14 protein-coding genes are annotated in these 16,753 nt (G+C 66.3%); 10 read left to right on the top strand and 4 right to left on the bottom strand.

Going from position 1 to position 16,753, the window contains the following annotated elements; all coding sequences use genetic code 11:
- Positions 1-198 precede the first annotated feature (198 nt).
- From BN996_RS16705 to BN996_RS16715, 3 genes are all read left to right on the top strand, one after another.
- Positions 199-1,284: a DUF1616 domain-containing protein gene (locus BN996_RS16705; RefSeq protein WP_089780961.1), complete on the top strand. Its 1,086-nt coding sequence runs from the start codon at positions 199-201 to the stop codon at positions 1,282-1,284.
- Positions 1,284-1,853, top strand: a complete 570-nt coding sequence (locus BN996_RS16710) for a metal-dependent hydrolase (RefSeq protein ID WP_042666542.1) — start codon at positions 1,284-1,286, stop codon at positions 1,851-1,853. The genes BN996_RS16705 and BN996_RS16710 overlap by 1 nt, the downstream gene beginning before the upstream one ends.
- A gap of 213 nt (positions 1,854-2,066) precedes the next feature.
- Positions 2,067-3,524 carry a hypothetical protein gene (locus BN996_RS16715; protein ID WP_226908788.1) on the top strand — a complete coding sequence of 486 codons (1,458 nt, stop codon included), beginning with the start codon at positions 2,067-2,069 and terminating at the stop codon, positions 3,522-3,524.
- 54 nt (positions 3,525-3,578) lie between these two features.
- Here BN996_RS16715 and BN996_RS16720 read toward each other — a convergent pair whose 3' ends face one another.
- Positions 3,579-4,250 carry a helix-turn-helix domain-containing protein gene (locus BN996_RS16720; protein ID WP_089780964.1) on the bottom strand — a complete coding sequence of 224 codons (672 nt, stop codon included), beginning with the start codon at positions 4,248-4,250 and terminating at the stop codon, positions 3,579-3,581.
- Positions 4,251-4,407: 157 nt separating this feature from the next.
- On the opposite strand from BN996_RS16720, the gene BN996_RS16725 reads away from it, so the two are divergent.
- The 3 genes from BN996_RS16725 (at position 4,408) to BN996_RS16735 (ending at position 8,469) form a co-directional block, all read left to right on the top strand.
- Positions 4,408-5,448: a glycosyltransferase family 2 protein gene (locus BN996_RS16725; protein ID WP_042666538.1), complete on the top strand. Its 1,041-nt coding sequence runs from the start codon at positions 4,408-4,410 to the stop codon at positions 5,446-5,448.
- Between the two features lie 105 nt (positions 5,449-5,553).
- On the top strand, positions 5,554-7,182 hold the full coding sequence (locus BN996_RS16730) for a right-handed parallel beta-helix repeat-containing protein (RefSeq protein WP_089780966.1): 1,629 nt from the start codon (positions 5,554-5,556) through the stop codon (positions 7,180-7,182).
- Positions 7,183-7,242: 60 nt separating this feature from the next.
- Positions 7,243-8,469 (top strand): glycosyltransferase, encoded by a 1,227-nt coding sequence (locus BN996_RS16735; RefSeq protein ID WP_089780968.1) that lies wholly within the window; start codon positions 7,243-7,245, stop codon positions 8,467-8,469.
- Positions 8,470-8,577: 108 nt separating this feature from the next.
- Here the strand turns inward: BN996_RS16735 and BN996_RS16740 are convergent, their stop codons facing one another.
- Positions 8,578-11,130 carry an oligosaccharide flippase family protein gene (locus BN996_RS16740; RefSeq protein ID WP_193310971.1) on the bottom strand — a complete coding sequence of 851 codons (2,553 nt, stop codon included), beginning with the start codon at positions 11,128-11,130 and terminating at the stop codon, positions 8,578-8,580.
- Between the two features lie 130 nt (positions 11,131-11,260).
- On the bottom strand, positions 11,261-12,289 hold the full coding sequence (locus BN996_RS16745; protein ID WP_089781276.1) for a hypothetical protein: 1,029 nt from the start codon (positions 12,287-12,289) through the stop codon (positions 11,261-11,263).
- A gap of 141 nt (positions 12,290-12,430) precedes the next feature.
- Here BN996_RS16745 and BN996_RS16750 point away from each other — a divergent pair, with 141 nt between their 5' ends.
- Genes BN996_RS16750 through BN996_RS16765 form a run of 4 tightly spaced genes read left to right on the top strand, consistent with a single transcriptional unit; the run spans position 12,431 to position 15,778 of the window.
- On the top strand, positions 12,431-13,255 hold the full coding sequence (locus BN996_RS16750; protein ID WP_089780970.1) for a DUF4129 domain-containing protein: 825 nt from the start codon (positions 12,431-12,433) through the stop codon (positions 13,253-13,255).
- The gene (locus tag BN996_RS16755) at positions 13,252-13,833 is read left to right on the top strand and encodes a DUF7269 family protein (RefSeq protein WP_042666532.1); all 582 of its coding nucleotides are present in this window, start codon (positions 13,252-13,254) and stop codon (positions 13,831-13,833) included. The genes BN996_RS16750 and BN996_RS16755 overlap by 4 nt, the downstream gene beginning before the upstream one ends.
- Entirely contained in the window at positions 13,830-15,092 is a 1,263-nt protein-coding gene (locus BN996_RS16760; protein WP_089780972.1) for a DUF58 domain-containing protein, read from the top strand. Before BN996_RS16755 ends, BN996_RS16760 begins: the two co-directional genes overlap by 4 nt.
- Positions 15,089-15,778, top strand: a complete 690-nt coding sequence (locus tag BN996_RS16765; RefSeq protein ID WP_089780974.1) for a DUF7519 family protein — start codon at positions 15,089-15,091, stop codon at positions 15,776-15,778. The genes BN996_RS16760 and BN996_RS16765 overlap by 4 nt, the downstream gene beginning before the upstream one ends.
- Here BN996_RS16765 and BN996_RS16770 read toward each other — a convergent pair.
- Entirely contained in the window at positions 15,756-16,724 is a 969-nt protein-coding gene (locus tag BN996_RS16770) for an AAA family ATPase (RefSeq protein WP_089780976.1), read from the bottom strand. The two genes, BN996_RS16765 and BN996_RS16770, sit on opposite strands and share 23 nt — an antisense overlap.
- Positions 16,725-16,753 lie beyond the last annotated feature (29 nt).

Below are 16,753 nucleotides of genomic sequence, written 5' to 3' on the forward strand. Positions count from 1 at the left end.
AACGCGAGTCGGTCCCACCGTGCGAACCCTCACCAATCGAAGCCGCGATTCCTCGATTTTTCGGAGCATCACCCCGGAACGCTGCCGTCGGCGCGTTCGGTCATTCGCCCTTATCAGACCGCTAAGCCGCTCTTTCGCCCAATTTCGAGCGTGAACGGTCGCGGCCATTTTTCAACACGGACGGTCAAGGCGCGGGTGATGAAGTCGTCTACCCGTCACTGGACGCTCGACTTACTCCTCGTCGTCGCGGGCGCGATCGCCGCGCTCGCGGCGGTCATGCTCGGTCTCTCCGGGTCGGTCGTCCGGAGCCTGTTCGTCGTGCCGCTCATCGTTCTGTACCCGGGGTACGCGGTCCTCGCCGCCGTGTTCCCGGAGCGGCGGTCGGACGTCGAGTCCGACACCATGAGCGACGAGTCGGCGCTCACCCGACCGACGCGACACACCGCCGGACTGCTCTACTCCGTTCGGCTGGCCCTCTCGTCGGCGTTGAGCCTCGCGCTCGTCGCCGCGGTCGCGCTCGTCGCCAACGTCGCCGGGCGGGGGTTCGACGCGACCCTCGTCGCGCTCGGCGTGTTCGGCGTGACGATACTGTTCACCGCCGTCGCCATCGTCCGGCGCATGCTCCTCCCCTCGGACGCGCGGGCCGGTGCCCCGCCGCTGAGTACCGTTCTCGGGAGCGTGGCGTCGACCACCGGAGCGGTCACGTCCCCGCTTTCGTCCGAGTCGCGGAGTTCGCCAGTCTCGCTCGCCGTCAACCTCCTCGTCGTCGTGAGCGTCGTCGCGTTCCTCAGCAGCGTCGGGTTCGCGATGGTCGAGACGCAGACGCCCGAGTCGGACTTCACCGAGGCGTACCTCGTGACCCAGAACGAATCGGGGTACGCGGCCAGCGGCTACCCCCAGCAACTCAGTCGCGGAGAGCAGGTCCCGGTGACGCTGGCGCTGGAGAACCACGAGCACGAATCGACGACGTACACGGTCGTCACGAAGCTCCAACGGCTCGACAGAACGGCGAACGGGACGCGGGTGACCGAGGAACGCGAACTCGACCGAACGCGGCAGTCGGTCGAGGACAACCAGACCGCCTACGTCCAACAGGACGTGCGGCCGACGATGTCCGGTGAATCGCTGCGACTCGTCTACCACGTCTACAGAGGCGACGCCCCCGACGATGCGAACCGCGAGAACGCGTATCGGACCGTCCAACTGGTCGTTTCGGTCGGCGGTGGTGAAGACGCCACTGCGCAACTCAGCCGGCCCGATTCGACCGGAGGGGCGAGCGCCTGATGTGGCCGTGGGAGCATCTCGTCTTCGGCTACGTGCTGTTTTCCCTCGTGAACCGCGCCGCGTGGGACCCGCCGATCAGCGACGAGGCCGGCGTGGCCGTCGCGCTGATGACGCAGGTCCCGGACCTCGTCGACAAGCCGCTTTCGTGGTCGTTCGGCGTCGTCACGACGGGGTACGGCCCGGCGCACTCGGTCCTCGTCGGCGCACCGCTCGTCGCGCTGCTCGCGGGGGCGCTGTGGACGCGGAACAGGGCGAAACTCGCGCTCGCCGCGGTCGTCGGCTACGGGTCGCACCTCGTCGGCGACCTGCTCGCCCTCCGGGCGAACGGGCCGAACGCCGGGCGGTTGCTCTGGCCGCTCGCGCCGCGGGAACCCTACTCGAACGACCTCGGCTTCGTCCAGCGGTTCTCGGAGTACTTCCAGACGTTCCTCTATCAGGTGATGCGCCCCGAGAATACGGAGCTCGTCGTCGGCTACGTGGCCGTCTTCGGAGCGGTCGTCCTGCTGTGGGTGCTCGACGGGACGCCGGGGGTTCGGTGGGTTCGCCGCGCCGCCGACCGAGAACTCTGAGCGGGCCGCTCCGTCACTGGTCCAGCCCGCAGAGAATTTTAGAAACAACACCATAATTTAATTGATTGTCTGACATTCACCCATAGAACAGACATTCAGTTTGAATAATATGAAAAACGTTGAAAATACTCAATAGACAGAAGCAGAGACACTCTCGCGATGCGGAATCAAAGCGCAGAAGAGCGCAAAAGGACGGTATCTCGAAGGAACGTATTGAAGGGAATCGGCGGGGCGGCCGCGGCCGTCTCGTTCGCCGGGACGGCGTCGGCCGACGACGATTGGTACAACGTCGTCGACGAGGGAGCGGACCCGACGGGCCAGGAGTCTATCAATCCGATTTTGGACGATATTCGGTGCGACGACGGGACGGTGCTGTATTTCCCGGAGGGCGAGTATCTCATGGACGACGTCTTCCGGCACGTCGGTTTTCGAGGGTTCGAACTGCGGGGGGATAACGCGACTATCGTCCCGGCCGCCGACTACGACGGCAAGTGGCTGTTCAAGTTAGGAACGTTCGACCAACCGGGCGAGGACCTCGTCGTCGAGGGATTCGAGTTCGACTTCACGGCGGACAACACCGGCCTTCGCGTCGTCCAAGCGCAGGTCAGAGACGACCTTCTCGCGCGGAACCTCTCCGTCGTCGGGCAGCACGACAGCGGGAAGTACGGTCCGTTCGCGTTCGACGTCACCGACTCGTCGGGTATCGGGACCGTCCAGAACATCAGGATTCCCGACGGCGGCGAGTTCTCGGACAACACCCCGGGCGACATCGACGTGGGGCCGACGGGTATCATCGTCTCGCCGTACCACAACGGGAAGCTCTGGGTGCGCGACTGCGAGGTCTGTGCGTGGCCAGACAACGGTCTGTACTGTTCGACCGAGGGCGGCCGCGTCGTCGTCGACGGCGGCGTGTTCAAGAACAGCAACATCGCCAACATTCGGCTCTCGGGCGATTACAGCTCGATTCACGGCGCGACCGTCATCGTCGACGAGCGCCGGGACAACGACACGAACCAGCGGGGCATCCGACTCGACGGCGGCGCGTACAACTGGATAGACGACACCGTCGTCCGAATCGACGAGCCGAACGGACGGGCCATCAGCGTCCAGAACGACGTCGAATGGGCGCGGATTCAGAACGCCAGCGTCATCGTCAACGGGAGCGTGCCGACGAAGGCCGTCACCGTCTCGTCGGGCGCGGGGAAAGTCGACATCCTCAACACCGACATCGAGTTCAACACCAGCGGCCACGCGCTCGTCGTCAACGGGCCGAGCAGTGCCGACGCCGACCCGGTGTACGTCCTCAAGTCGAACGTCGGGGGCTCCGGCGATGGGTCGACCGGCCGACACGCGGTTCGACTCGAACGGGGCAACTGCACGCTCGACCGCTTCGACGTCGAACAGACCGGCGGCGACTACCGCCGCGCGGTCAAGGTGCTCGGCGACGGTAGCACGTTCATCTGGGGCGACTACGACACGGGTCACATCCCGCTCGTCAACGACGCCGACGGAACGACGTTCCACGGCGTCACCTCGCAGTCACACGACGGCTACGAGGGGATGAAGGTCATCGACGGGTCGAGCGGCGTCGAAGTCACCGAGTCTGCGATTCACAACGGCGTCTGGGAGTACGGCGACGTCGACGTCACGTACGACGGGAACTGGTTCTGAGCCGCGCCGGTCGGCACCCGCGTCGACTCCGCGACGCTCCGCACCCGGCCGGGGTTACTGCGACAGCGTCGCTTCGATGAGTCGGGAGATGGCTCGGCGAATCCGCTGTGAGACGCCCGACTTGGAGATGCCGAGGATGGTCGCCAACTCGCCCTGCGAGGACCCCCGCGGCACCTCGAAATAGCCGTTCTCGTGGGCGACGAGGAGCGCCTTGCGCTGTCCCGGGAGGAGCGCCGTCTCGGAGCCGACGTCGGTGTCGCGGGCGACGTGGAGGCGCTTGACGCGAAACGAGATATCGTTGTCGTGGTAGTGTTCTTGCACCCGGTGAAGCGTCGAGTGAGCGGGGAGGTGCATCTGGATGTACCACTTGCTGTTTTCGTGACGGACGGAGATGACCCGGACGCCCATCTCCGTCGAGGACGGGGGAATCAGTTGGACGCCGCTGCCGAAGAGGACGCGAAACCGGCGGTCGGAGCCGACGGAACCGAGGAAGTCCGCCTCTATCACGGTCGGGTCGACGACGAGAGACGCCGCGACCGAATCGACGGCACCCTGTTCGACGACGACGAACGCGCAGTCCCAGCCGAGCCCCTCGGTCGGTTGGAATTCGAGTTCGACCGGCCCCTGATGTCCCGCGACGAACGACGAGAGAATCAGTCTCGGGTCGTCGAGAGTAATCTCCAGATAGATCGGTCGAGCGTCGTCTCCACTACGGTCCTCGTGCATCGCCTGTTGTTCGACAATCGGTACGGGTTATTATGCAGGTGGTAAGCGCCCGTGGCCGCGTCTCGGCGGCTCCGCTCCCGTACCTGTCGGCGGGCTGTGAACAACTACGATGCCCATAATAACGACGCCGAGACGCCCACGGTTCGATAGGACTCCAATGTACAAAGACAACTCAATCGCCGTCGTCGTGCCGGCCTACAACGAAGAGGGCTACGTCGGGGAGGTAATCGACACGCTCCCCTCGTTCGTCGACGTGGCCTACGTCGTCGACGACGGGTCGACAGACGGGACGTGGGACGAAATCGTGACGCACGCCGACGCGTTCAACGAGGACCACACCCCCGAAGCGTCGGCGTACGACGACGTGGTCGTCCCGATTCAACACGACGAGAACCGCGGGGTCGGCGGCGCGCTCAAGACCGGCTACCTCCGCGCGCTCGAAGACGAAGTCGACATCACGGCCGTCCTCGGCGGCGACGGGCAGATGAACCCCAACGAGCTGGCGAAGTATCTCGACCCCATCGCGGAGGGCGACGCGGACTACGCGAAGGGCAACCGATTCATGGAGCAGGCGGACCTCGACGCCATGCCGGGGTACCGCCTCGTCGGCAACTCCATCCTGTCGTACCTGACGAAGTTCGCCAGCGGCTACTGGAAGACGATGGACCCGCAGAACGGCTACACCGCGATTTCCCACGAGGCGTTGAAGCAGGCCGACATCGAGAACATGTACGAGTACTACGGCTACTGCAACGACCTGCTCGTCAAACTCAACGCCGAGAACCTCCGCGTCGCGGACATCGCCTGCTCCGCGGAGTACCTCTACGACGACGACTGGAAGAGCCACATCGACTACGGCGAGTACGTCCCGCGCGTCTCGGGCATGCTCCTCCGGAACTACTTCTGGCGGCTGAAAAACAAGTACATGCTCCGCGACTTCCACCCGCTCGCGGCGTTCTACTACCTTGGAACCGCTATCGCGGGCGTCGCAGCCATCGGTCTCATCGGCTCGGGGCTGGCGCGAAACGGCGACGGCGACGACGACGGCGACGCGCCCGGCCTCGGGAGTTGGGCGATCGGTCTCCTCTTCGGCATCACGTTTCTGCTGTTCGGCACGGTCCTCGACCACAACGACAACGAAGCGCTCGAAATTCGGGTCGACGACGACACCTACGACACCGAGATTCCGAGCGAATAAGCGGGTCGACGCGGGAACCGGAGGCCGACGAGGTTCGCGGAACGAACTTAAAGGCTGGACATGTGAAGCCGAGGACGTTCGGTAAGATACAACGTTCTCGGTTGTATGAGATTCACGAAATCTGACGATACCGACGCGAATGACTCCCGTGGTCCGAAGTTCACGCGGCGCTCGTATCTCCTCGGAGCCGTCGGAACCCTCGCGGCCGGAAGCTACCTGTCACACCCCGTCAACAGCGTCGAGGCGAACGCGATGAGCGTCGACGTCCCGCAGGCGTATCTCGACCGGTTCTCGAACGTCGTCAACGTCGTCGACGCGGGGGCCGACCCGAAGGGCACAGAACCCATCGACGACGTGCTCTCGCGGAACGTGGCGGACGACACGCTCCTCGTCTTCCCGTCGGGGCGGTACCTGATGAACAGGCAACTCCGGAAGACGTCGTTCGACAACCTCGGGTTCTACGGGCCGGACGCGACGCTCACCCACGGCCGAATCGACGCCATCGACAACAACGTCGTCACCGAAGGGGAGTTCACCGGTGCGGCCCGGTTCTTCCGTCTCGGCGTCATCTACGCCCCCGGGAAGGACCTGCTCTTCGAGGGGTTCACGTTCGACTTCACCGCCCCGCAGACCGGGATTCGGGCGGTCGAGGCCTACGTCACCGACGGCCTCGAAGTCCGCGACATCACCGTCGCGGGCGAACACGACACCGGCACCTTCGGGCCGGCGCTGTTCAGCGTGACTACGGCCAACGGAACCGGCACCGTCGAGCGGTTCAGCGCCCCCGACGGCGCGGCCTTCACCGAAGACACCATCGGCGACATCAACCTCGGACCCACCGGGATGCTCATCGACCCGAACAGCGCGGGGACGCTCCGCATCGTCGACTGCGAACTCGGTCGGTTCCCGGACAACGGACTCTACGTCTCGGGCGCGAAGGGCGTCGTCCACGTGGAGGGCGGGACGTACAAGAACAGCACCGTCTCCTCGATTCGGCTCAAGGGGTACGGCAGCAGCGTCCGCGACGCGACGGTCGTCATCGACGACCTCGTCCCCGGCATCAGCCAGCGCGGAATCCGCCTCGACGACGGGGCCGACCTCCGAATCGAGAACACGAGGATCGAAGTCACCGGCTCCGCGGAGAACGCGATTCGCGTCCTCGACAACGCACAGACCGCGGTCATCGAGAACTGTAGCATCGTCCTCTACGACGACGAGGGCTGTGCGCGCGGCATTCAGGTGACTCCCGGCGCGGGCCGCGTCGAGGTCCTCGACACGACAATCGACATCCAGGGGTCGAACTTCGCGATCTACCTGCAGGGCGAAAACGCCCCGGAGGACCCGATGACGCTCGTCAAGAACGTCACCATCACCGGTTCGGCACCGGGCGACGGCCAGCGCGAGGCGATTCGCGTCGAGCGCGCGAACGCCCGGTTCGAGAACCTGACCGTCCACCAACCCGGCGAGAGCTACCGGCGCTGCGCCGAGATTCTCGCGGACGACGCCCTGTTCGTCGGCGGGACCTACGAGTCGACGCACCACCCCTTCATCAACAAGGGCAACCGGACGCGCTTCGACGAGATCACCGCGCGGTCCCTCGGCGGCCGACAGGCCCTGAAGCTGTACTCTCAGGGGACCGACGTGGTCGTGACGGACTCGGTGCTCCACGGCGGCTACATCGACGGCGGCGCGGAGGGCTTCGTCGTCGACAACACCGAGCTGCCGCCCGTCTGAGACGAGGTGGGCTTACCGACCCGATAATCATGGGGGTCGGTACGCAACGGAGGGTAACGCATGGACCACGACCGACTGGCCGACAAGGACCTCCTCGTCGTCTCACACGGCTACAAACACTTCGTCAAGTCGCAGGTCGACGTACTCGCGGCGTACTTCAACTCTGTCACCGTCTGCGTCAGGTACAACTGGTTCGCCGACGCGGCGTCTCGCCTCCCCGTGAGCGGCGGCGAAGGGTTCGGAAAAGACGCGAAAATCGCCCAGACGAACGTCCCCGAGAACGTTCGCGTCGTCGAGACCCCGCTTTTCTATCTCCCGGTCGACGTCCAGCGCGAACACCTCCTCGGACAGCAGCACGTCCGGAAAGTCAAGAAGAAACTGGCCGACCACCCCGTCTCGTTCGACCTGATTCACTGCCACATGACGTGGACCTCGGGCTACGTGGGCGCGCGCCTGAAAGAGGAACTCGGAATCCCGTACGTCCTCACCGTCCACGCCAACCGCAACTGGTTCGAAAAACAGCTCGACTCCGACAACGACCGCCTGAAGCGGGCGTGGACCGACGCCGACCGACTCGTCCGCGTTAACCGCCGCGACCGCTCGAAACTGGAACCGTACAACGACGACGTGGTCCACGTACCGAACGGTTACAACACGGACGTGTTCGAGCGTCTGTCCACCGCCGCGGCCCGCGAGCGACTCGGCATCGACGACGACACGCCCGTCGTCTTTGCACTCGGGACGCTGAAACCCCGGAAGGGCTTCCAACACCTGATGCGGGCGATGACGCGAGTTCACGAGACCGAACCCGACGCGCGGCTCGTCATCGGCGGACAGGGCGGCATGCGCGACGAACTCGAATCGCTCGCCGGGGAACTCGGCATCGACGACCGGACCGACCTGCTCGGCTACGTCGAATCGGAGACGCTCAACGACTGGATGAACGCGGCCGACGTGTTCGTCCTGCCGAGTTACAGCGAGAGTTTCGGCGTCGTCCAACTGGAGGCGATGGCCTGTGGAACGCCCGTCGTCGCCACGAAAAACGGCGGGAGCGAGGAAGTCGTCACGAGCGACGACTACGGCCTCCTCGTCGAGGGACCGGAGTCGCACGACGAACTCGCCGACGCCGTCGTCGACGCGCTCCACAAGCGATGGGACGCGGACGCGATTCAGTCGTACGCGAACGAGTTCACGTGGGAGAACGTCTGCGAGGAAATCGCCGACCTCTACGTCGAGGTCCTCGACGAAACGACGGAATCCGAGCGACAGCCCGCCACGACCGCGTAGTAAGTTCTCCGGCGCGACACGAGCGCCGCGCTATCTCGTTTCTGATCGGCAGACGGTCCACATAGCACGCGGTCCCGACAGTCGGCGTCAAAAAAGCGAGACGACTCGTCAGAGCGCGCTTCGACCGGCGAGCGCCGCGACTCCCACGGCCAAGACCGAGTGGAACCACGTCGACCCGCCGAGCGGCGACGGAGCCGAAGCGAACCACTGGGTCACCGGAATCGGTTGAGCCATCAGGAGCGTCGACCCGCCGTCGGTCGTATTCGACGTCGTCGTCTCCGTCGAGGTGTCTGTCGAAGTCGTCGTGTCGGTCGTCGAATCCGCGGTCGCGGTGTCCGTGGAGGTTGTCGTCGTCTCTGTGGATGTCGTCGTTTCGGTCGTTGTCGTCTCTGTGGTCGTGGTGTCAGTCGCCGTGGTCGTTGTTTCGGTCGTTGTCGTCTCCGCGGTCGTGGTGTCCGTCGATGTCGTCGTCGTGTCTGTCGGTGTCTCGGTAGTCGTCGTCGCGGTATCCGTCGGCGTGTCAGTCGCCGTGGTTGTGGTGTTGTCCGTCGGCGTATCAGTCGTCGCGGTGGACGTCGTGTTGTTCGATGGCGTGTCTGTCGTCGTCGTCGTGTTGTCCGAGGGCGTATCCGTCGTCGTGGTCGTGGTGTTGTTCGATGGCGTGTCCGTCGCCGTCGTCGTGTTGTTCGACGGCGTATCCGTCGCCGTCGCCGTCGACGTCGACGTCGCGGTGGTCGTCTGGTCGTCGTCACCGCCGCCGCCCCAGAACCACCCGCCGTCGTCGTCCGACTCGGTCGTCGTCGTCGTTGTCTCCGACGGCGGACTGGTCGTGTTCGTCGCCGTCGGCGTGCCGTTTGTCGGCGTCTCCGTCTCGGTCGACGAAGTCGTTGGGTCGGGCGTGTCAGTCGTTGTGACCGGCGCATCGGTCGTCGGCATCGGCGTGTCGGTCACGGGAGTCGTGTTGTTCACTTGCGGCACCGGCGAGTCGCCGTCGACCGAGGGAGCGATGCCGACGCTGGGGACGCCGACGGCGAGGGCGACGCCGGAGACCGAAAGCAGGACTCCGGCGACGAGGAGGACGCGCTGAAGCGTGTTCTTGTGCCGGTCGGTCCACGATTCGTTGCCCCACGAGGGACCGCCGGCGTTGATGCCGCCGCGGCGGCCCTGTATCGCGGTGGCGCGGGGACCGACGGGGGCAGGGAGCGAACTCAGCAGGTCCAGCGCCTCGTCGGCGTCCACGGCCCCGACCATGAACGCCACGGTCACGAAGACGAGGAGGCCGACGACCGGAACGACCACCAACGCGAGGAGGCTGCTCTCGATGGTCATCGAGAGCAGGAAGATGGGCACCCCGGAGATGAACCCCGTCGCGAGCACGCGCACGATGCGGGCGTCGGAGAACGGCTTGAATCCGAGGTAGCGCGCGCTCGCGAGGTTGAACACCGGGAGCGAGGCGTACCCCGTCGTCGTCGCCACGGCGGCCCCGAGGATGCCGTACCGCGGGATGAGGACGACGTTCAGGACGATGTTCAACGTCGCCGCGGCCCCGGTCGCCGCGATGAGCGGCTTCATGTCGGCCTTCGCGTGGCTGATGGCGAGGATGGGCCGGACGACCGCGAAGCCGATTGTTCCCGGGAGGAGGATGAGAAGCGGCGTGACGACCGGCATCGACCCGGAACCGAGGTAGAGCGGGACGAAGTCCCTCGCGAGCGCCGCCAATCCGAGCGACAGGAGGATGATGACGAGCATCCCGTAACGGGTGACGCGGGAGGCGATCTCGTTTATCTGGTCGATTCGCTCGTCCGCCCAGAGGTCAGAGACGGACTGCACGAGCATCGACTGAATCGAGCGGGGGATGACCCAGAGGAACTGGCTGATGACCAGCGCGGACTTGTAGTAGCCGACGCGCGTCTCGGTGACGAACGACGCGAGCATCAGCACGTCGACGTGGTACATCGACGTGAGAAACAGCATGTAGACCACCGAGAGATGGTTGAAGCTGAACAGCTCTTTGGTCGGAAAGCCCCGCGGCGTCGTGGTGAAGACGCCGCGAAGCGAGATGTTCTTGCGGACCCACCACAGCGCGAGCAGCGCGACGAGGCTGTTGACGACGATGAGACCGACCATCAGCCCCCCGATTTCGTACCCGAGATAGGCGATGCCGATGAGCGCGAGTCGGGTTCCGACCTTGTTGAGCACGCGAAGCGGTTCCGAGAGGTGCTCCTGTTTGAGACCCATCAGGGACCGGCGGGCGTACTCGCGGAACTGCGTGGCGATGGTGAGGCCGGCGAGGCCGTAGAAGCCGACGACGTACTCGGGACCGAGGAACCGCGTGACGATACCGAACCGCGCGACGGCGGCGAACGCCAGCGCGGTCAGCACCGCGAGAACCGTCCCGAGACGGAAGTAGTACCCGAACACGTGGGTCTGCCAGTCCGAAATCGAGCGGTCTTCGGCGAGGAACTTCCGGGCACCGCTGTTGATGCCGGAACTCATCAAAATCGTCGAGATGCCGAAGACGGCGGTGAGCGTGCCGTAGCGACCGTACAGTTCGAATCCGAGCGTCGTGATGAGAAGCGGCGTGAGGACCACCGAGGACAGCACGATGAAGATGCGCCCCCCGAAGATAGAGAGGAACGCGGTGACCATGTTCCGTTTCATTCACACCACCCGCCCGCGCCGCTCTCGCGGAGTCCGCCCGCGGGGGCGACGCGCGGAGACGAACGTCGTATCGGTCGGAGACCGCTTGCTGTTCGGTGATTCGTGTACATAAATAAACGAGCGCGGAAGCTTAGTCGGCGGACTCTATCTCGATAGAGACCGAGTCGCCGTTCTTGAGGTAGTAGTCGGTTGGGTCGACGGACTCGCCGTTCACGGTGACGGTCACGGTCCCGTTTTCACCGTCGTAGGGGTAGGTCGTTCCGTTGTAGGTGACGCTCTCGTCGGTCATGTTGATGCCGTCGAGCGTCGACATGCCGTAGGCGAGCGTGACGTGCGCGGAGTGCGCGTGCCACGGGTTCGAGTGGCCGCCCTCGAAGTGGAAGTGGTCGTTGTGACCCGCCTGCTGGTACTTGTCGCGGCTGAAGTCGAGTTGCTCGCCGTCGACGGTGAAGTCGATAGTGCCGTGGACGTGGAGCTGTTCCGGCGGGATGTACTCGCCGGGGGCGGTGACGTTCGAGTCGTCGGTCACGACCAGCACCCACACCTTGTCGTCCGATTCGAGCGTGTACTCCTCGGGGTCGACCTCGTGGCTATCGACGCGGTAGATGAGTTTCGTCCCGTCTTCGGACTCCTCGTAGGTCTCGCCGTCGTAGGTCAGCGACGACTCGGTGGCGTCGACGTCCGCCGCGTCGAGCGCCTCCGCGAGCGTCGTGCTCTCGTTCGTGTGCCACGAGTCGACGTCGCTCATGTGAATCGGCGCGTCCTCGTCGAGGTCCTCTGTGAGGCTCACGCGCTCGCCGCCGACCATGACGGCCATCTGCCCGGTGTACGCCGCGTCGACGGTCGACTCGTCGCTGGCGTTCGTCGGCGAGTCGTGGCTGTGTGAGTCGGAGTCTGCGTCGGAGGCGGAATCCGACGACTCGTTCGTCTCGTTCGCGGACGTCGTCTCCGCGGCCGTCGCGTCGTCCGTAGACGTCGTTTCGTTCGCGGCCCCCTCGACGTCGGACGCGGTCATCTCCGTCGTGTCCGCGGTGTCAGTCGCCGCTGTCGTGCCTCCCGCGTCGCCGCCCGCGAACGACGAACAGCCGGCCGTCGTCATCAAGAGCGCGACGAGGAGAGCGATACTCGCACGTTTCAGTGTCTTGGATGGAATCTCCATCTCGAACTCGAACGAGACATCACAGTCACCCACCGTTATTATCGACTACGTAGCGGCGGCTTATCGGCCCGATAATTAGTATGGCCGGGAGCGGCCCTACACGTATCGTGATACGCCTAGACACCCGCGGAGGTTGGTCGGATGGACAGTGACGTGCTCGTCACGCTCGGACTGGCTCTCGTGTGTCTGTTCGTCGTCGCTTCGGCGGCCGGGTCCCTCGAATCGGCGGTCGATTCCTCCCCGAGCGAGGCGATTGACCTCGACTACGCATCGCTCCCGCTCGACAGAGGCGACGCCAGCGACATCAAACGCGAATACCAGACGCTGACGGACGGCCCGAGTCAGCAGGAACACAGCGGTCAGCGGTCGTCACAGTCGGACCAGTCCAGTTCCAGCGGTCCCGACGACAGCGACAGCGACTCCGCGTCGGAGCGTTCGAACGCGCAGCGCGACCAGTCGGACGGGCCGGGAGAGACCCCGGACGAGACGAACCCGCTGGAGCGCCTCATCGACGCCCTGCTCGCGCTCCTCTCGCGCCTCGTCGAACTGCTCGTCGCGCTGGCCGGCGTCGTCGCCCTCGCAGTCGTCGTCCGATACCGGCGACGACTCGCCGAACACCTGCGCCCGCTCGTCGCTCGGTTCGGGAGCGACGACTCCGGAACGGGGCCGACCGCCGGCGACGACAACCGTGCCGCCGACCTGCCGCCCGCCCCGGAAAACGAGGTCACCGAAGCGTGGTACGAGATGGTCGAACGCCTTCGACTCGACGACCGTCAGTTGCTCACGCCCCGAGAGCGAGCGGCGGTCGCCCGCGAAAACGGGGCCGACGCGAACACGGTGTGGTCGCTCACGGAACTGTTCGAGGAGGTCAGATACGGCGGCGCGCCGGTGACCGAAGACCGACGCCGTCGGGCGCGGGAGTACCTCGAACGCCTCGACTCGTCCGGGGGGAGGGACCAGTCGTGAACCGCCGACGGATACTGTTCGGTCTCCTCGGTCTCGGGTGTCTCGCCGTCGGAACGGTCGCGCGGGGAATCGGCCCCCGAACGACGGCGCTCGTCTCCGAACTGGGCGGTGACTACGTCCTCGTGGCCGCGCTCTCCGGCATCGCGCTGCTCGCGGCGCTCCCGGTCGTCGTCTCCGGCCGCGAGAGCGAACTGCAGCAGGTGGAAACGCCGGACCCGGAAGTCCCCGTTCGGGCCCCGCCCGCGGGTCGCGACTTCGACGAGACGGTTCGTGGATGGGAGTATCGAACGCCTGTCTTCGGGGACAGCACCCGAAAGCGCGTGAAAACGCGGCTCCGGACGGCGGCCGTCGAGGCGGTGATGCGCGAGCGGAACTGCGGTCGAAGCCGCGCGCGGCGACTCGTTCGACGCGGCGAGTGGACCGACGACGCCGAGGCGGCGTCGTTCCTCGGGAGTCCGAACCGGTCGACGCTCGTCACCGCGCTCAGCGCGCTTCCGCGACGGCGGACGCCCGCTGAGTTCCGCGCCCGGCGGGCCGCCGAGGCCGTCTACGCGGTCGATGGAGGTGCGGACCGATGACGACGCCGCAGGAGACGAACCGCTGGCGCGGCGTCGTCGCCGTCTCGCTCGTCGTCGCGGCCGGCGGGCTCCTGGCGCAGCGACAGGAGCTCCTCTTTCTGTCGACGGTCGGCATCGTCTTCGCGGCGTACCACCGAGTCGTCCCGACGCCCACGCCGGAGCTGACTCTCGAACGCCGCGTCGACACCAGTTCACCGGCGGAGGGCGACGAGGTCGAAATCGAGGTCGCGGTGACGAACGAGGGCGACGCGACGCTGTACGACTGCCGAATCGTCGACGGCGTCCCCCCGGCGCTCTCCGTCACGGACGGCCCGGCGAGGAGCGGGATGGTGCTTCGACCCGGCGACACGCGGACGTTCTCGTACGCCGTCGAAGCCGAACACGGGCGGCACGCGTTCGACGACGCCACCGCGGTCGTTCGGGACGCCAGCGGCGACAGGGAGGTCGAAGTCGACGTTCGGGCCGCAGACGAGACGGAACTCGACTGCACGGCGGAGATTACGGAACCGCCGCTCCGGTCGCAGACCCTCGACACCGTCGGCGGCGTCACCGCGAACGGGATGGGGTCGGGCATCGAGTTCCAGCAGACGCGGTCGTACCGCCGCGGCGACCCGGTCAGTCAGATCGACTGGAAGCGGTACGCCTCCTCCGGCGAGTTGACGACCATCGACTTCAGGGAAGAGCAGGCGGCGTCGATCCTCGTCCTCGTCGACGCGCGAGCGGTCGCCTACAGGGGGCCGCCCGGGGAGACCCACGCCGTCGACGCGGGGGTGTCCGCCGCGGCGCAGTTGACGGCCTCCCTGCTGAAAGGCCGCAACCGCGTCGGTCTCGCCGCGCTCGCGGCCGAAGACTGCTTCCAACTGCCGGGCGTGGGTCGGGAACACCGACTCCGGTTGCGGAAGCTGCTTTCGAGGCACTCGGCGTTCTCCGCGAAGCCGACCGACGCCGACCAGTCGGTCGACGCGCAGGTCGAGTCGTACCTCGGTCGGCTCGGCGAGCAGACGCAGTTGCTCTTCGTCTCGCCCGTCTGTGACGACCTCGCCGTCGAGGTCGCGCGTCGGTTCGACAGCCACGGCCACCCGGTCACGGTCGTCTCGCCGGACGTGACGGCGGACGAGACGCCCGGCGAGCGACTGGCGGTCGCCGAGCGACGCAACCGACTGCGGTCGCTCCGTCAGGTCGGTATCCCCGCCATCGAATGGTCGCTCGACGACCCGCTCGCGCTCGCAATCGACACGCAACGGGGGGTTCGAATATGAGCGGAGCGGGAGCGGTCACCAGACGGCCGGCGCGACTCAGCGCGGCGCTGTCGCTGTTCGCCGCCGCGCTCTCTGTATCCGTCGTGGTCTCCGGCGCGTCCGCGGGGTTGTTCGCGGCCGTGGCCGGACTCGTCATCACGAGCGAGGGCGCACACCGCTTCAGAACGGGACGGCAACTGCTCGGCGTGCTCGGCCTGCTCGTCGGTGTCCTCGTCGCCGTCGGCGGTGCCGGCGCGGCCGCGGCGAGCGCCGCCGGCCGACCGCAACTCATCGAGACCGGGCTCGGTATCCTCGGCGTGTTCTGCCTCGGACTCGGGGTGCTTCCGCTCCGCGGAGCCGGGTCGCGCGGACTGTGTAAACTCGGGTGCGCGTCGGTTCTCCTGACGGTCGTCGCCGGCGGTCTGTTCCAGACGGCCGGCTTGCTCGCCCTGCTCGTCTCGTGTGCGGCGCTCGTCGTGTCGTGGGACGCCGCGGAGAACTCCATCTCGGTGGGCGAACAGTTGGGCCGCGAGTCGAGGACGTGGACCATCGAGGCGGCCCACTTCGGCGGAAGCGCGCTCGTCGGGGGCGTCGCGGTCGGGGCCGGACTCGTCGTCCGCGACCTCGGGACGCCCGGACTACCGCTTCACGCGGTCGCGTTCATGCTCGTCGCCCTCGTCTTCCTCACGCTCGCCCTCCACGATTGACCGTGGGGACGGAGACTTCGGCGAGCACGTCGTCGACGAGTTGGCTCCGCTCGACGTTGTCGACGGTCGCCTCGGCGGTCGGGACGATTCGGTGGGCGACCGTCGCGTGGACGACGGCCTTCACGTCGTCCGGGATGACGAACCCCCGACCGTGGACGGCGGCCGTCGCGCGGACGACCTCGAACAGCCGTTGACAGCCGCGCGGCGAGACGCCGACCGCGACGCGCGGGTCCGCTCTGCTCGCGCGAACGATGTCGACGATGTACTGTTTTATCTCGTCGTCGACGCGGACCGTCTCGGGGACGCGCTGCATCTCCCGGACGAGGTCCGTCGAGAGGACCCGCGACACCGTCGGCGTGGGTTCGTCGCGCGCGTCGCGGCGGTCGAGCAGTTCCAGTTCGCCCGCTTCGTCGGGATAGCCGAGACTGTCTTTGATGAGAAACCGGTCTTTCTGCGCTTCGGGCAGGGGGAACGTCCCATCGCCCTGTTCGACCGGATTCTGCGTGGCGATGACGAAAAACGGGTCGGGAAGCGGGTGCGTCTCGCCGTCGACCGTCACCTGCTCTTCGGCCATCGCTTCGAGGAGCGCGGCCTGCGTCTTCGGCGACGCGCGGTTGATCTCGTCCGCGAGGACGACGTTCGCGAACAGCGGGCCCTCGCTGAACTCGAACGACCGGTCTCGCTCGTCGAACACGTACGTCCCGGTCACGTCCGCGGGAAGGAGGTCGGGCGTGAACTGGATTCGACTAAACGAGAGGCCGAGCGCCGTGGCGAAGCTCTGTGCGGTCAGGGTCTTTCCGGTGCCGGGAACGTCTTCGAGGAGGACGTGTCCCTGCGAGAGCGCTCCGGTGAGGACGCGCCGGAGAACGGTGCGGTCCACGACGACCGAGCGAGCGATTTCGTCGAGAACGCGCGTGCTGTGGCCGTGGAGGTCGTTGATGTCCATACACCCGAGTCGGCATAGCCAGCCATTAT

Origin of the sequence: Haloferax massiliensis (genome assembly GCF_001368915.1) — an archaeon.
Taxonomy (GTDB): Archaea; Halobacteriota; Halobacteria; order Halobacteriales; family Haloferacaceae; genus Haloferax; species Haloferax massiliensis.

Coding starts and splice junctions, on each gene's coding strand:
- BN996_RS16705 (WP_089780961.1), top strand. CDS start 199: ATGAAGTCGTCTACCCGTCACTGGACGCTCGACTTACTCCTCGTCGTC.
- BN996_RS16710 (WP_042666542.1), top strand. CDS start 1,284: ATGTGGCCGTGGGAGCATCTCGTCTTCGGCTACGTGCTGTTTTCCCTC.
- BN996_RS16720 (WP_089780964.1), bottom strand. CDS start 4,250: ATGCACGAGGACCGTAGTGGAGACGACGCTCGACCGATCTATCTGGAG.
- BN996_RS16725 (WP_042666538.1), top strand. CDS start 4,408: ATGTACAAAGACAACTCAATCGCCGTCGTCGTGCCGGCCTACAACGAA.
- BN996_RS16730 (WP_089780966.1), top strand. CDS start 5,554: ATGAGATTCACGAAATCTGACGATACCGACGCGAATGACTCCCGTGGT.
- BN996_RS16735 (WP_089780968.1), top strand. CDS start 7,243: ATGGACCACGACCGACTGGCCGACAAGGACCTCCTCGTCGTCTCACAC.
- BN996_RS16740 (WP_193310971.1), bottom strand. CDS start 11,130: ATGAAACGGAACATGGTCACCGCGTTCCTCTCTATCTTCGGGGGGCGC.
- BN996_RS16745 (WP_089781276.1), bottom strand. CDS start 12,289: ATGGAGATTCCATCCAAGACACTGAAACGTGCGAGTATCGCTCTCCTC.
- BN996_RS16750 (WP_089780970.1), top strand. CDS start 12,431: ATGGACAGTGACGTGCTCGTCACGCTCGGACTGGCTCTCGTGTGTCTG.
- BN996_RS16760 (WP_089780972.1), top strand. CDS start 13,830: ATGACGACGCCGCAGGAGACGAACCGCTGGCGCGGCGTCGTCGCCGTC.
- BN996_RS16765 (WP_089780974.1), top strand. CDS start 15,089: ATGAGCGGAGCGGGAGCGGTCACCAGACGGCCGGCGCGACTCAGCGCG.
- BN996_RS16770 (WP_089780976.1), bottom strand. CDS start 16,724: ATGGACATCAACGACCTCCACGGCCACAGCACGCGCGTTCTCGACGAA.